This window comes from Streptomyces sp. NBC_00310 (assembly GCF_036208085.1).
Classification (GTDB): Bacteria; Actinomycetota; Actinomycetes; order Streptomycetales; family Streptomycetaceae; genus Streptomyces.
Window position 1 is genome coordinate 3,491,366 of record NZ_CP130714.1, and the last position, 14,515, is coordinate 3,505,880.

Annotated in this window: 13 protein-coding genes; 3 read left to right on the forward strand and 10 right to left on the reverse strand. The window is 69.5% G+C overall.

The window, feature by feature from the left end; genetic code table 11:
• Positions 1-41: 41 nt before the first annotated feature.
• On the reverse strand, positions 42-2,168 hold the full coding sequence (locus tag OG202_RS15325) for a transglycosylase domain-containing protein (protein WP_327732272.1): 2,127 nt from the start codon (positions 2,166-2,168) through the stop codon (positions 42-44).
• A gap of 470 nt (positions 2,169-2,638) precedes the next feature.
• Between OG202_RS15325 and OG202_RS15330 the strand changes: the two genes are divergently transcribed.
• A complete protein-coding gene (locus OG202_RS15330) occupies positions 2,639-2,860 on the forward strand; it encodes an FmdB family zinc ribbon protein (protein ID WP_328222921.1) in 222 nt (73 codons plus the stop codon).
• 156 nt (positions 2,861-3,016) lie between these two features.
• Positions 3,017-3,724, forward strand: coding sequence for a DedA family protein (locus OG202_RS15335; RefSeq protein WP_405896020.1), 708 nt, complete (start codon positions 3,017-3,019; stop codon positions 3,722-3,724).
• A gap of 19 nt (positions 3,725-3,743) precedes the next feature.
• Here OG202_RS15335 and OG202_RS15340 read toward each other — a convergent pair whose 3' ends face one another.
• From OG202_RS15340 to OG202_RS15350, 3 genes are all read right to left on the reverse strand, one after another.
• Complete coding sequence (locus tag OG202_RS15340; protein ID WP_326583133.1) at positions 3,744-4,562, reverse strand: HAD family hydrolase; 819 nt, start codon at positions 4,560-4,562, stop codon at positions 3,744-3,746.
• Complete coding sequence (locus OG202_RS15345) at positions 4,562-7,237, reverse strand: phosphoribosyltransferase domain-containing protein (protein ID WP_328222922.1); 2,676 nt, start codon at positions 7,235-7,237, stop codon at positions 4,562-4,564. Before OG202_RS15345 ends, OG202_RS15340 begins: the two co-directional genes overlap by 1 nt.
• 61 nt (positions 7,238-7,298) lie before the next feature.
• Entirely contained in the window at positions 7,299-8,465 is a 1,167-nt protein-coding gene (locus tag OG202_RS15350; RefSeq protein ID WP_327729952.1) for an HpcH/HpaI aldolase/citrate lyase family protein, read from the reverse strand.
• 190 nt (positions 8,466-8,655) lie between these two features.
• Between OG202_RS15350 and OG202_RS15355 the strand changes: the two genes are divergently transcribed.
• Complete coding sequence (locus OG202_RS15355) at positions 8,656-9,489, forward strand: TerD family protein (RefSeq protein ID WP_327729951.1); 834 nt, start codon at positions 8,656-8,658, stop codon at positions 9,487-9,489.
• Between the two features lie 153 nt (positions 9,490-9,642).
• Here OG202_RS15355 and OG202_RS15360 read toward each other — a convergent pair whose 3' ends face one another.
• The 6 genes from OG202_RS15360 to OG202_RS15385 all read right to left on the reverse strand — a co-directional run bounded on the left by OG202_RS15360 (position 9,643) and on the right by OG202_RS15385 (position 14,238).
• Positions 9,643-10,380 carry a TerD family protein gene (locus OG202_RS15360; protein WP_326583129.1) on the reverse strand — a complete coding sequence of 246 codons (738 nt, stop codon included), beginning with the start codon at positions 10,378-10,380 and terminating at the stop codon, positions 9,643-9,645.
• 109 nt (positions 10,381-10,489) lie between these two features.
• Complete coding sequence (locus OG202_RS15365) at positions 10,490-11,635, reverse strand: DUF475 domain-containing protein (RefSeq protein WP_326583128.1); 1,146 nt, start codon at positions 11,633-11,635, stop codon at positions 10,490-10,492.
• 125 nt (positions 11,636-11,760) lie between these two features.
• A complete protein-coding gene (locus tag OG202_RS15370) occupies positions 11,761-12,336 on the reverse strand; it encodes a TerD family protein (protein WP_033527290.1) in 576 nt (191 codons plus the stop codon).
• A gap of 141 nt (positions 12,337-12,477) precedes the next feature.
• A complete protein-coding gene (locus OG202_RS15375) occupies positions 12,478-13,053 on the reverse strand; it encodes a calcium homeostasis/redox stress adaptation protein (protein WP_326583127.1) in 576 nt (191 codons plus the stop codon).
• A 113-nt stretch (positions 13,054-13,166) separates the two neighbouring features.
• The gene (locus OG202_RS15380; protein ID WP_326585849.1) at positions 13,167-13,625 is read right to left on the reverse strand and encodes a peroxiredoxin; all 459 of its coding nucleotides are present in this window, start codon (positions 13,623-13,625) and stop codon (positions 13,167-13,169) included.
• Between the two features lie 175 nt (positions 13,626-13,800).
• Positions 13,801-14,238, reverse strand: coding sequence for a DUF3052 domain-containing protein (locus OG202_RS15385; protein WP_326583126.1), 438 nt, complete (start codon positions 14,236-14,238; stop codon positions 13,801-13,803).
• Between the last annotated feature and the right edge of the window lie 277 nt (positions 14,239-14,515).

Here is a 14,515-nt window from a genome sequence, read left to right on the forward strand (position 1 = left end):
CTCATTCTTCGAGGGTGGCGGGTGCGGGTGCTCATCGGTGGTCAGCCGATACTCATCGCACTGGACCAGATGTCGTAGGGGACTCCGGAGTTGGGCTTTCCGGCGATCCCGTCGAGCGGCAGCGGCTCCAGGCTCTTGGCGAGGTCGATGCGGTAGACGACGACGGCGGTCGACACGTCCTCGGCCGTTCCGACATACCAGGCGGCCTTGTCGTCCTGCGTGGTCCCGCCCTTGGCGGCCACCTCGAAGGAGGCGGCACCGGGCGAGGCGGGGTGGTCGGCGCGGTAGGCGTCCGTGAGCGCCGAGGTGACCTCGGCGGCCACCTTGGCGCCCACCGCGCGCTGCGGCTTCGGGGTGTTCAGGGCGACCCTGGACCCGTTGTGGGTCACCTTCCGCACGGAGTACGGCTCGGTGTGCTTGCCCAGGGCGGCGAAGGTGCTGTAGCCGCTGGCCATGCGGATCGCGCTGGGCGTGGCACTGCCCACGGAGAGCGCGGGCACCTGGGCCCCGAAGCTGGAGGAGAGCAGTCCGGCCGCCTCGGCGGTGTCGCGCACCTTGTCCAGGCCGGTGTCCATGCCGAGCTGCATGAACGGTGTGTTCACCGATCCGGCGAGCGCGTCGTGCAGGGTGATGGGGCCCCAGGACCTGTTGCCGTCGTTGTGGGCGGAGACCTGGTCGCCGTCCCGGTCCCAGTACGGCCCCTCGGGGGTGGTCACCGGCACGGCGTCGTTGCCGTCGTAGATCGTCTGCGGGGTGACAGGTGTAGCCCCGCCGCCCCGTTCCTTGACGACACCGTGTTCGAGGCCGGCGGCGTAGACGAACGGCAGGAAGGCCGAGCCGGACGGGACGGTGGTCGCGTTCGACTCGTTGAAGCCCTGTCTGCGGTGGTCGGGGCCGCCGTAGACGGCGAGGATCCGCCCGTCGGAGGCGACCGAGGAGGCCCCGAAGTGGGCGGTCTTCGCCTTCTTCGGTTCGTCCTTGCGCACCTGTTTGCGCGCCTTGGTGACGGCGTCGGTCAGCTCGGTCTGCCGGTCCTTGTCGAAGGTCGTGTAGATCTGGTAGCCGCCCCGGTCGAACTCCTGGTCGGTGAGGTTCGCGGCCTTCTTGGCGTACTGGGAGGCCAGCTGCACCAGGTAGTCGCTCTGCTTGCCGGTGTCGTACTGGTTCGACTGTCCGATGGGCTCGGGGAACTTCGTGTACGTGGCGCGCTCGGCCTTGGACAGCTTCCCGATGTCCACCATCCGGTCCAGGATCCACTCCCAGCGCTCGACCGCCCGCTTGTGGTTGGCCTTGCTCAGGGTGGGGTCGTAGAGACCCGCGCCCTTGAGGAGGGAGGCGAGGACCGCGGCCTCGCTGACGTTCAGCTCGCTGACGTCCTTGCCGTAGTACGCCTGGGAGGCCCGCTGGATGCCGTAGGTGCCGCGGCCGAACCAGCTGGTGTTGAGGTAGCCCTCCAGGATCTCGTCCTTGCTCATCTGGTTGTCGAGCTTGAGGGCGAGCATGGCCTCGTCGAACTTGCGGCCGAGCGAGCGGTCCTGGGTCAGGTAGACGTTCTTGACGTACTGCTGGGTGATCGTCGAGCCGCCCTGGGTGTCACCCTCGCCGACGGTGCGCACCAGGGCGCGGGTGATGCCGCTGACGGAGATGCCGGGGTCGGAGTAGAAGCTCGCGTTCTCCGCCGCGAGGACCGCCCAGCGCACGTCCTCGGGGACGTCCTTCAGCGGCATCGCCTGGCGCCGTACCCAGCCGGTACGGGCCATGGGCGTGCCGTCGGACCAGAAGTACACGTTGTCCTGCTGCGTGGCGAAGGTGTTGAGGTCGTCGGGTATGTCCGTGGCGGCGTAGGCGACGGTCAGCAGCATGGTGCTGGCGCCCAGGGCCAGCCCCGCGGCCCCGAGCGACTGCCGCCAGGACGGCACCCAGCGCCGCCAGTCCGTACGGTCCGGGCGCGGGTACCGCGGACGCAGTCGGCGGGCGAAGGGCACGAAGGGGTCCAGTCGCGCGCCGGCGACAGCGGTGAACCTGGCCAGAACCGACGGCCTGGGCGCCTTGCGTCGGCCCCTCTTCCCCGCCTGCGGCTGCTCCTGCGGGCGGTCGAACGCACCCGGCTCGGGCAGGCGCAGCTGCATGGTCTCGTCCGCCGGGGCGGGCGGGAGCTTCAACTGCATGGTGAGGTCGGACTCCGACACCTCCGCGCCGCGCCCCTTCGCCGGGACACGCCGACGGCGCGCGCGGCCTTCGCCCTCGGAACCGGTCATGTCCTCCGGGCTAGTCACGGCGAGCTCCCTCGCGCGGGCGGCCCGAGCGATGCGCGGCACTTATTCGGCCGTGCTCGGCAACCTTCCGCCCGCGCACGGCGACTATTCGACCAGGAGACGTGGCCCCCGATCGCCAAAGGACAGCAGTCACTCCTGTCCCCCCTCCCCACTTGGCATCGCCCGTGTGGACGGTCACAGCCGCCACACCCGCGGCCGTGAGTCCCCTGTTCCCCCGGCCTTCCGGCCTCCACACAGCGACCACAAATTATCAGGCACTTTCACAACTGCTTCGGTCGGTAGCGTGAAAATTTGGCCAGTGTGACCGACCAGCCAAAACCCAGGCCCCTTGCCGCCCCGCGGATGCCGGTTAGCCTGGGCCCATGCCTCGCTACGAGTACCGCTGCCGGACCTGCGGCGACACCTTCGAACTGAGCCGCCCGATGGCCGAATCGTCCGCCCCCGCGGACTGCCCGGTGGGCCACTCCGACACGGTCAAACTTCTGTCGACGGTAGCCGTCGGCGGCTCGGCCACCGCGTCCGCACCCGCGCCCCGGGCGGGCGGCGGCGGGGGCGGGTGCTGCGGCGGCGGCTGCTGCGGTTGATCAACACACTTCGATCAACGGCCTCGGGTCCGAGAACGTTCACCGGTCCCGCGGCCGACCACGAACATTAACCGGTCTCTCAGCTCCGCCCCGGGCGTTCACCGTTCCCTCAGGCTCTCTTCAGCTTCGCTCGCCTAGCGTGCCCCCATGACAGCCATGCAAGCGGAGTCGATGAGCGGCGCGCCCCTGTGGATCATCGGTCTGATGGATCTCCTGGGTGCGCCGGGCGCGGGCCTCGCCGTCGCGCTGGAGAACCTCTTCCCGCCGATCCCCAGCGAGGTCGTCCTCCCCCTCGCCGGCTTCGCCGCGAGCACCGGGCAGATGAGCCTCTGGGCCGCCCTGCTCTGGACCACCGCCGGCTCCGTCGTCGGCGCCCTCGCCCTCTACGGCGTCGGCGCCCTCCTCGGCCGCGAACGCACGGTCGCCATCGCCGCCAGGCTGCCCCTCGTCAAGGTCTCGGACATCGAGAGGACGGAGGCCTGGTTCCTCCGGCACGGCACCAAGGCGGTCTTCTTCGGCCGCATGATCCCCGTCTTCCGCAGCCTGATCTCCGTCCCGGCCGGCGTGGAACGCATGCCCCTCCCCGTCTTCACCCTCCTCACCACGCTGGGCAGCGCCCTCTGGAACACGGTCTTCGTCCTGGCCGGCTACTTCCTGGGCGCCAACTGGACGGAGGTGACGGCGATCGCCTCGACGTACTCGCGGATCGTGCTGGGCGGAGCGGCCCTGGCGGTCCTGACCTTCGCGCTGGCCCGCTTCCTGAAGAGGGGCAGGCGCAGCCGCCCCTCTTCAGGGGCGCGGGGAACTGCGCGACAAGCCACGACGGACCCGCAGCCCGCCGACCACAGCACCCCCACCCCCTGACCGGCACGGGTAAAAAACCTCACCGTTCCCGCGAGGCCCGCAAGAACTCCCGAAGAATCCGCTCCCCGGCCACCACACCCCGCTCGGGCAGCGCACTCACCGCAGGCCCGACAAACCCCTCGTCCGCCAACTCCCCATGCCCGGGCCGCCAGGCCCGATCCGCGGCGAGCAACAGATCCGCATCGAGCAAGGAGTCCCCCGCCGCCAACGTCAACTCCACTCCGGTCCGCCGCGCGACCTCCCGCATGGCCGCGGACTTCGTGAGCGGCTTCGGCACGGCGTAGAGCTTGCGCCCCTGGAGCGACACGGTCCAGCCCCGGTTCTCGGCCCAGACCGCGAAATCCTTCACCCACTCCTCGGGGAGCAGCTCGCGCTCGACGACGAGATAGACGAACAGTTCCTCCGCGACCCGGTGCTTGCGCACCCACGCCGGGTCCGCCGTCGCCTCCAGACGGTCCCGCACCTCGGCGAGCGGCGCGCACTCCTGCGCGAGCCGGGCGGTGACCCGCTCGTGCCAGGCGACGTCCGTGACGCCGTCCACCAGCAGATGCCCGCCGTTGGCGCAGATCGCGTACGTCGGCTCCGGCCCCGGCAGATTGATCCGCTGGTACTGCTTGCGCGTCCGGGTCGTCGTCGGCACGAAGACCGCCGCGTCCCCCAGCTCGGCGAGCAGCCCCGCGGCCGTCTCCGTCATGTACGACAGCGGCCTGCTCTCGTGCACCTCGACGGTGAGCAGCCGGGGTGCCCGCGCGTCCGGCATGGTCAGCGCGAGCGCGGCGGCGGAGTAGATGAGCGTACGGTCGAGGTCGCTCGCGACGAGAACCCGAGGACCCGGCATCAGACCGCCACCGCCCTGCCGTCGGCGCCGGTCGCGCCCCGCGTGTACTGCGGGTGGATCAACCCCACGCACGTGTACGGCAGTTCGGCCACCTCTTCCACCGGTACCCCTCTCTGTTCGGCGAGCAGACGTACGTGGTCGAGGTCCGCGCCCGCCCCGGCCCGCGCGAGGATCTTCCACGGTACCCGGCGGAGCAGCACCCGAGTGGTCTCCCCGACACCGGGCTTGACCAGGTTGACGTCGTGGATGCCGTACTCCTCACTGATCCGCTCGACGGCCGCCCAGCCCTCCCAGGTGGGTGTGCGGTCGTCCGCGAGCAGTTCCTTGGTGCGGGCGTCGACGGCGTCCACGACATCGCCGAAGCGATCGGCTATGGCGTCCAGGAAGTCCACCGAGACATCGACGCCGGCCAACTCCCGGTAGAACTTGGCCCCGTGGAAGTCGTCGGGTCCGACGAGGTCGGAGCGCAGCACGGTCCGCGAGATGAGCCCGGAGACGGTGGAGTTGAGGCAGGCGGACGGAATGAGGAAGTCCTCGCGCGTGCCGTACGTCCGCACACACGACCCCGGGTCGGCGAGCACGGCGATCTCCGGGTCGAACCCGGTGATGCCGTCGGTCTCCTCGAACTCCGTGAGTGCGGCGGCGAGTTCACGAGTGATCGCGCCCTTGCCGGTCCACCCGTCGACGAACACGACGTCGGCGGGGTCGTGATGAGCCGCGAGCCACCGCAGCGCGTTGGCGTCGATACCGCGCCCCCGTACGATCGACACGGCGTAGTGCGGCACCTCGACCCCGTGCCGGTACCGCGCCCACCGCCGCATCAGCACACCCACCGGTGTCCCGGCCCGTGCCAACGACACGATGACGGGCCGCGGAGACCGCTCCGCCAGCACGGTCTCGGTCACCACCCCCACAGCCAGCGCGATCCGCTCGGCGGAGGCGTCGAGCGCACTGTGGAAGAGGGCCTGGTACTGCTCGCTCGGCTGGTACTCGACCGGCAGGGACTCCGCGTAGTGCGCGCCCCCACTCTGGATGGCCTCCTCGCGCTCCTCGGTCGGCGCCTCCAGCGTCACGTCCGAGAGGTCCCGCAGCAGCCAGCCCACGTCCTCGGGCGCATAGGAGGAGAAGGCGGGACCGCGCAGGGGGTCGGGGAGCATGGAGGGCCTTTCGGTGACGGGCGCAGGCGTGGGCGGGTGGGGTTCGGTGGCGGCGGAGGGCCCGCGTGCTCCGGCCGAGGCCGAGGCGCCGCGTGTCGCCGACGCCACCTCGGCCGGCTCGGTCACCGCGGTCCCCTCGAACCGCCGGCCTCCCTCGTCCGCCACGGTGGCCCTCGGGCGGGCCGGTGCTTCCCCGCGGTGCCGGACCGGCGGGACGTACGACGGCACCACGGCGAGCAGCACGTTCGGTGTGTGGGCGGCGAGGGTCGCCGGCAGGCCGTTGTCGGCGTGCAGTGCGGCCGTGTCCGCGACCGAGTCGACGACTGCGACGACCGCGTCGAAGCCCCCGCCGGCCACGTTGTACGCGTACCGCTCCCCCGGCCCGTCCGCGGGGTCGTCGTGCGCGGGGAAGACGATGCGGCTGCGTATCGCGTAGCCGGGGTCGTCGACGGCGAGGACGGGCGACCGCGTGGTGGTGGAGAACCGTACCTCCAGCCCGGCCGCCGACTTCTCCAGCTCCCGTGCGAGCGCCAGCGGCGCGTACATCAGCTCCTCGAAGCCGAGGACGAGCACCCGGCGGGCCTCCGTCGGCAGGGCCTCGGCGAGACGCGCGGCCATGGCGGGCAGAGCACTCTCCAGTCGTGCGCGATGCGCCGGGGTGAACCCGTGCCGGCCCCCGTCGGGCACGCCGGCCGGCCAGCCCAGCTCGACGCGCGTGACCTCCGCCGCCGAAGTCCCCGTGACGGCCGCACCGGCACCCGCGCCCGGAGGCCCGGCGGCCCCCTCGTACTCCGCGACGAGCGCCTGTCCCTTCTCCAGGACCCCCTCCGGCAGCCGCACGGTCCCCTTCGCCGTGGCCACCAGGTCCACCCGCGCCCCGATCTCGCGGGCGAACTCGTCCAACCGCCCCTGGTCGGCCGCCGACCGCATGTCGACCAGCGCCACGACGACGTACCGCCTCCGCGGATACCGCTCGTGCAGCGCGCGAATGGTGTTGAGGACCGTGTTCCCGGTGGAGAACTCGTCGTCGACGAGCACCAGCGGCCCCCGCCCCGCGAGGAGCGAGGGGTCCTCCGGCAGCAGCAGATGCGACGTCGCGTGGGAGTGGGACTCCTCGAAGCCACCCGCCCGGTCGACGCCCTCGACCGGACGCCGGGTGGAGTGGAGGTAGGGCGCGTCGCCCACCCCGTCCGCGACCGAGTGCCCGAGCCCGGTGGCCGTCTCGGCGTATCCGAGCACGACGGCGGTCCGCGCCCCGGCCTCCCCCAGCAGCTCCCGCACCCGGCGGCCCAGCGCGAACCCGTGCCCGTGCACGACGGACGGCGACTGGGGCACATGCTTGCCGAGGACGTTCGACACCAGCAGATGCGCCCGCTTGGGATTGCGCCGCAGCGCGAGCCCCAGCAGGCCGCTCAGCTCCTCGTCCCCGACCAGTTCGACCCCGAGCCGCTCACCGACCCAGGCCCCGGACCAGACCCCGCCGGACGTGCCGGTCGGGTCGTTCGCTGCGTTAATCATCGATTCCTTAGTCGGTACGGCATGAATCATGAATGCGGACGTCTGTCGGTGGTGGGGGACGTCAGTCGGGCAGACCCGCGGCCAGCAGATCCACGAACCCGATGTCCTCGTTGGCGACACCGAACACCTCGGCGCGCTGCAGCACCCTTTCCGCCCAGGCGCGGTGCGGCTTGACCTCGTTCATCTTGTTGCGGGAGGCGGACCGCAGGACGCCGCCCCCGTTGCGGTCCGGCCGCACGATGTCCTGGGCGTCGCCGAACTCCTCGTGGCTCACCACGGACAGCGCGTGCACCGGCAGGACGTGCGAGGGATGGATGCAGGTCTTGCCGAGCAGCCCGTTGGCCTGGTCGAGGGAGATCTCGCGCAGCAGACCGTCCAGCGCGTGCTCGATGAGCGACTCACGCAACTGCCCGGCCCGGTTCGCCAGGAAGGGACTCGTGCGCAGCTGCGGCTTGAACATGCGCTCCTGGACCCGGAAGTACTCCCACACCGGCCCGGTCACCGTGAACCCGGTGCCGTCGGCGCGCCCCAGCACGTTGACCACGTCCGCGATCACGGAGGCGACGATCTGGACGTCGTACGCGGTCATGTCGGGCGGGCGGCGCAGGGCGTAGGAGGAGCAGAAGTCGGTGACGCCGAGGCGCAGCGCGAGGACGCGGTCACGGTACTTGTCGACGGTGTGGGCGATGCCCTGGAGTGCCTCTACACGCGTCTCCCTGTACATCAGCTCGGGCGACTCGAGCACCGGCATCCCGAACAGCCGCCGCCCGCTCTCGGCCTCGGCGGCGGTGAGCGCCTCCAGGAAGGCGATGCCCCGCTCCTCGGTGAACTTCGGGAACACGAACCCGGACAGCAGCCGTACGGACGGGCCGAAACGGCGTACGAGGTCGGGTATCTGCTCGGGGTGGCGCACCCGGATGAACAGCAGCGGAGGCTCGACGTCCGGCCGCCCGGCGAGGTCGGCGAACTGCCGGACGAGGTTCTCCTCCGCGCCCAGGACCTCCGCGTCGTCGATGGAGTCCTCCAGGCACAGCACCATGGAGACCACGCCACGCCCGGCCTGCTTGACGATGTCGTCGGCCAGCCGCTCCCGGGTCGCCGGGCTGTAGAGCGTGGCGCCCAGCGCGGCGGCGAGCACGCGGGCCGGGGAGTCGGCGTCGAAGACCCCGGGCTCCCGGTGGAAGAGGCGCTGCCGCTCCTCAGGGGCGATGTGCCCGAAATGACGCATGTGATTCCCCCGTGGTTGCTAGGCGTCCGGTCACGATCGTGGCCGGTAATAGTACGTACAAATGTGTGACATCAGTTCCCGCCGGGCGTGAAGTTCTGGTAACCCGACCATGTCGGGCGTGGGACTGTTTCACCGACGGTTCGACGCCCCCGCGTTGTCGTGATCAGGACCGAGAGGGCAGGATGACCGCATGACGCACGCGATGCTGAAGGGGTCGAACGTCCCGATCGAAGCCACGGCGGTCCGCGCCGTGCTGCGCTGGGCGCCCGGGCAGGGCGCCCCGGTGGTCGACGCCTCGGCGCTGCTCCTCGGCCCCGACGGCCGCGTACGGTCCGACGAGGACTTCGTGTTCTACAACCAGCCGCGCCACCCCTCGGGCAAGGTGTGGCGGCTCGGCCAGAAGCGCGTGGCCGAAGGCCTCACCGACACGATCCAGACCGATCTGGCGGGTGTCGAGTCGGCCGTCAGCCAGATTCTGCTCGTGGCCTCCGCCGAGGACGTCTCCTTCGGCCGCGTACGGTCCCTGCGCATCCTGCTGTACGACGCCACCGTCGCCGACGCCGAACCGCTGGCGTACTTCGACATCAAGCCCGAGACCGGCGACGAGACCGCCCTCATCTGCGGCGAGCTCTACCGCCGCGGCGGCGGCTGGAAGTTCCGCGCCCTGGGTGAGGGGTACACCAACGGCCTCCAGGGCCTCGCCACGGACTTCGGCATCTCGGTCGACGAGTCGGCTGCCGCGGCGGCCGACCAGACCGACACGACCCAGACCCCGGCCCCGGCCCCGGAGATCTCGGGCCCCCTGCCGCCCGAGCAGCCCCCGACCGGCGTCCCGTCCCAGCCCGCGTACGGCTACCCTCCGGCGGCCCCCACGCAGCAGCCCGCCCAGCCGGCGTACGGCTACCCCCAGCCGACCCCCGCCACCGCCAACGGACCGGCCTACGGCTACCCGCAGCCCACGGCGGCGGCCCTGGACCCCAACTTCCGCCTACCGCCGCAGGGCCCTCAGTTCATCGGCCGCTGAAGGCCTTACGGCCGGGGCGCCAGGAGCTTTTCAGGGGCGCGGGGCCGTGTCGACATGCGGCTCCGCCGCGGGGGCGCGACAGGCCACGAACGACCCGCAGCCGCCGACGCACCTGGTGCCCCGAGCTCGGAGGCGAACCGGCCAGGACCAGCGTCAGCGCTCCGCCTTGGTCTTGTATCCCCGCCCCCACTGCAGCCCCCACCCGTACAACCGGTCGAGCTCCGCCTGGAAGCCGTAGACGAACTTCACTTCCCGGCGCACCGTGATCTCCCCCTTGACGTTCTCTATCAGCACCACCGCACACGACCGGGCCTGCGGATGCCTCTCGTCCAGGCCTATCTCGATCCGCGGCCCGTTGCTCGGATACAGCGTCACCACCGCGTGCGTACGGTCGAACGCCGGCGTCTGGTCGTAGATGTAGACGAACACCAGCATCCGCCTGAAGTCGTCCCGGTGGTCCAGGTTGATGTACATGGTCTCGCCGGACCCCGACCCGAACCGGTCGTCCCCGCTGAGCCGCATGTACGGCGGTTCGTTGATGTCGCCGAGGAAGCCGCCCAGCGGCTGCACGACCCCCTTCGTCCCGTCGGCCAGCTCATAGAGACAGCCGAGGTCGAGGTCGACGTTCACCATGCTCTGGCTGTGCGCCTGCACCTCCTCCGGCCTGAGCGCCTTGAAGGGGTGCCGCAGCACGCTCTGCCGCTTCGGCCCGCCGATGTCGGACGTCCGCATCCGCCAGGACAGGTTGACGCGCAGATGGCCCGCCGCCGCGTTCTGCTTCGAGAGGGACACCTTCTGGTGCCGCTTGGTCAGTTCGATCGCGTTGGTCGCCGCGTTGCCCGCGTCGAACTCCGAGGCCCGCCCGCGCCAGAGGTTGTCCAGGAAACTCATGCCCGCCCCACAACTGCCGTGTCGTCGCGTCAACCACCAGCGGGGCGGCCGACGAGGACGCGTCCTCGTCGGCCGCCCCGCTCAGAGCGTTCCCTCACCCCGCGGGTGGTCACACCCCGGAGGAGACCTCCGCCTTGTCGGCGGCGTCAGCTTTTCCCTCTTCGGCCGCCAGCGCCTTGTTGCGGCGGACGGAGGACCAGAAGGACCAGCCGATCAGGACGACACCGATGAGACCGGTGATGATCTCGTTGATCTCGTACTGGATGGTGATGAGGAGGATCGCGGCGAGGGCGCCGATCGCGTAGTGCGCGCCGTGCTCCAGGTAGACGTAGTCGTCGAGGGTGCCCTGGCGCACCAGGTACACGGTCAGCGACCGGACGTACATCGCGCCGATACCGAGGCCCAGCGCCATCAGGACGATGTCGTTGGTGATGGCGAAGGCGCCGATGACACCGTCGAAGGAGAAGGACGCGTCCAGGACCTCCAGGTACAGGAACATGAAGAACGCGGCCTTGCCGGCGAGGGCGACGGCCGAACGCGGCTTGCCCTCGCGCGCCGCCGCTTCCTCTTCCTCGTGCTCGCGCTCCTCTTCCTCCTCCAGCTTGTTCTCGAAGTAGCCGGAGAGACCACCCACGATGAGGTAGGTGATGAGACCCGCGAGTCCGGAGATCAGGACCGTCTGCGCCTTGTCGACATGGGTGCCGCCGTGCTGGTGGGCGTTGGTGGCGAAGGTCATCGAGGTGACCAGCAGGACGATCATCGCGATACAGGCCGACAGCATGTCGATCTTGCCGAGCTTGGACAGCGGACGCTCGATCCAGCCCAGCCACTTGATGTCCCGGTCCTCGAAGATGAAGTCCAGGAAGATCATCAGCAGGAACATACCGCCGAAGGCCGCGATCGACGGGTGGGCGTCGGTCACGTACTGCTGGTACTTGTCCTTGTCGGTGAGCGCCAGGTCGACGGCCTCGATCGGACCCAGCTGGGCGCTGATGGCGACGATCACGACGGGGAAGACCAGCCGCATGCCGAAGACGGCGATGAGGATGCCGATGGTGAGGAAGATCTTCTGCCAGAAGGCATTCATCTTCTTCAGGATCCCGGCGTTGACCACCGCGTTGTCGAACGACAGCGAGATCTCCAGGATGGACAGGATCGCGACGAGCCCGAGCGCCGTCCATCCGTCGTAGAGAACCGCTACTACCAAGCCGAGCGCGGTGACCGCGAACGACCAGCCGAAGGTTTTCAGAACCACTGGCTACCCAATCGTGTGTGTACGGGGTTCCCCCGCGCCGCGCGCGGCTTTACGAACTTTTGAACCCGAAGTCTAGTCGGGCACCCCTCGCACCCCACACGGCCCCGGCTTTTGCGCTTATAGCGCTACGAGACGTTCACTCCGAAGTCGAGTGCGATGCCTCGCAGACCGGACGCGTACCCCTGCCCCACGGCGCGGAACTTCCACTCTCCGCCATAGCGGTAGACCTCGCCGAAGATCATCGCGGTCTCGGTGGAGGCGTCCTCGGAGAGGTCGTAACGGGCGAGCTCCTGGCCGTCGGCCTGGTTGACCACACGGATGAAGGCATTGCTGACCTGGCCGAAGGCCTGGCCCCGGTTCTCGGCGTCATGGATGGAGACCGGAAAGACGATCTTGTCGACGGTGGCCGGCACCCGGGAGAGGTCGATGATGAGCGACTCGTCGTCGCCGTCGCCCTCACCGGTGAGGTTGTCGCCGGTGTGCTCGACCGAGCCGTCCGGGCTCTTGAGGTTGTTGTAGAAGACGAACCACTCGTCCCCCAGCACCCGGCCGCCCTGACACAGCAGCGCGCTGGCGTCGAGGTCGAAAGGGGCTCCGGTGGTGGTCCGGACGTCCCAGCCGAGCCCGACCAACACTTGAGTGAGGTTCGGCGCGGCCTTGGAGAGGGAGACATTGCCTCCCTTGGCGAGTGTGACGCCCATGGTGCTGGTCCTCCCCGATTTTCGAGCTTCAGTTGCTCAACTGTTCAGTTGTCCCGTACGAGCGCGTCCGGCGCCGCCATCGGTGATGACAGCGGCGCCGGACGTGGTGAGCCGGTGTTTCAGGGGGACTTCCCCCGTGACTCAGACGTTCACACCGAAGTCCTGGGCGATACCGCGCAGGCCCGAGGCGTAGCCCTGGCCGATGGCGCGGAACTTCCACTCGGCGCCGTGCCGGTAGAGCTCGCCGAAGACCATGGCGGTCTCGGTGGAGGCGTCCTCGGAGAGGTCGTAACGGGCGATCTCCGCCTCGCCCGCCTGGTTCACCACGCGGATGAAGGCGTTGCGGACCTGGCCGAAGGACTGCTGACGGTTCTCGGCGTCGTAGATCGAGACCGGGAAGACGATCTTCTCGATCTCGGCCGGGACGCCCGCGAGGTTGATCTTGATCTGCTCGTCGTCGCCCTCGCCCTCACCGGTGATGTTGTCGCCGGTGTGCTCGACCGAGCCGTCGGGGCTCTTGAGGTTGTTGAAGAAGACGAAGTTGGCGTCGCTGCTGACTTTGCCTGACGATTCCAGCAGCAGGGCGCTGGCGTCCAGGTCGAAGTCGGTGCCGGTCGTGGTGCGGATGTCCCACCCCAGACCGACGATGACCGCGGTCAGGCCCGGTGCCTCCTTGGTCAGCGATACGTTGCCGCCCTTGCTGAGGCTGACTCCCACGAGGTCCTCCGTTTGGTTTCAGGGGCGGGGAGCCCCGTCGTGCGATGGTGTCGGATCAACGTGTCGATCCTAGTGACGGGTTCCCGTTCCCCGAAGGGCTTGGAACCGAAGAATCACAGGGTGTCGAGGGCGGCGAGGTACTCGTTCAGGTCGCGGGCGTCGGGAAGGGCGTTGACGACCGACCAGCGGACGACGCCCTCCTTGTCGAGGATGAACGTGCCGCGCACCGCGCAGCCCTTGTCCGCGTCGAACACGCCGTACGCGCGGGAGACCTCGCCGTGCGGCCAGAAGTCCGACAGCAGCGGGTACTCCAGACCCTCCTGCTCCCCGAAGACCCGCAGCGTGTGGATCGAGTCGTTCGACACGGCCAGCAGCTGCACGTCGTCGTTCACGAACTTCGGCAGGTTGTCCCGCAGCTCGCACAGCTCCCCGGTGCACACCCCGGTGAACGCGAACGGGTAGAAGAGCACCACCACGTTCTTCTCGCCCCGGAAGTCCGAGAGCCGCACGGTGGCGCCGTGGTTGTCCTTGAGCTCGAAGTCGGGCGCCTTGTCACCGACCTGGATCGCCATGATCTTCCTGAGTCCCTTCATGGACTGTTCGGGTGGCCCAGCCTACGCAGGAGAAACGGCGCGCCCCCCGCCGGGCCCGGAAGGGGTACCGACGAGGGGCGCGGGGAACTGCGCGACAGGCCACGACGAAGCCGCGACCGCCGGCGCGCAGAACCCTCGGGCTCTTGAGCGACGCTTATTTCTTCGTCTTGGCCGCCTTCGGCGTCACCAACCGGCTGCCGCTCCAGTCCTTGCCGACGCTGACGCTCTTCGACGCGGACAGTCCCGCGGTCGTCGCGGCTTCGGAGACGTCGCTGGGCTCCACATAGCCGTCCCGCCCGGTCTTGGGCGTCAGCAGCAGAATCGAGCCACCCTCCTCGATGTACGTGGTGGCGTCCACCAGTACGTCGGTCAGGTCGCCGTCGTCGTCTCGGAACCACAGCACGACGGCATCGGCCACGTCGTCGTAGTCCTCGTCGACGAGCTCACTGCCCACGACTTCCTCGATGGACTCGCGGAGCTCCTGGTCGACGTCGTCGTCGTAGCCGATCTCCTGGACCACCTGCTCGGGCTGGAACCCCAGCCTCGCGGCAGGGTTCGTCCGCTCCTCCGCGTGGTCCGCGGTCGCGCTCACGGGTTGCCTCCTGATCATGTTCGGATGGGGTCGCCCCCTGGGGAATCAGCCACGCGCGTGCGCGAAGCATTGGCCGTAGTCCACACGGGCGGGACCGATCGCGCAAGTACCCAGCCTTTCAGACCGCCGAAACGGTGACGATCCGGGCCGTGTCACCGCAACTCTCTGCGCGGATTCTCAGCCCCGTGTGACACACGCCACACCGTTCTGCCCGTTTTGCGCATTCGGCAACCATCCGGGGGTACGAGCATCGAATAGCTTTACTACCTTTGCCGAG

Coding starts and splice junctions, on each gene's coding strand:
- OG202_RS15345 (WP_328222922.1), bottom strand. CDS start 7,237: ATGATTAACGCAGCGAACGACCCGACCGGCACGTCCGGCGGGGTCTGG.
- OG202_RS15355 (WP_327729951.1), top strand. CDS start 8,656: ATGACGCACGCGATGCTGAAGGGGTCGAACGTCCCGATCGAAGCCACG.
- OG202_RS15370 (WP_033527290.1), bottom strand. CDS start 12,336: ATGGGCGTCACACTCGCCAAGGGAGGCAATGTCTCCCTCTCCAAGGCC.
- OG202_RS15380 (WP_326585849.1), bottom strand. CDS start 13,625: ATGGCGATCCAGGTCGGTGACAAGGCGCCCGACTTCGAGCTCAAGGAC.
- OG202_RS15350 (WP_327729952.1), bottom strand. CDS start 8,465: ATGCGTCATTTCGGGCACATCGCCCCTGAGGAGCGGCAGCGCCTCTTC.
- OG202_RS15340 (WP_326583133.1), bottom strand. CDS start 4,562: ATGCCGGGTCCTCGGGTTCTCGTCGCGAGCGACCTCGACCGTACGCTC.
- OG202_RS15330 (WP_328222921.1), top strand. CDS start 2,639: ATGCCTCGCTACGAGTACCGCTGCCGGACCTGCGGCGACACCTTCGAA.
- OG202_RS15335 (WP_405896020.1), top strand. CDS start 3,017: ATGCAAGCGGAGTCGATGAGCGGCGCGCCCCTGTGGATCATCGGTCTG.
- OG202_RS15325 (WP_327732272.1), bottom strand. CDS start 2,168: ATGCAGTTGAAGCTCCCGCCCGCCCCGGCGGACGAGACCATGCAGCTG.
- OG202_RS15360 (WP_326583129.1), bottom strand. CDS start 10,380: ATGAGTTTCCTGGACAACCTCTGGCGCGGGCGGGCCTCGGAGTTCGAC.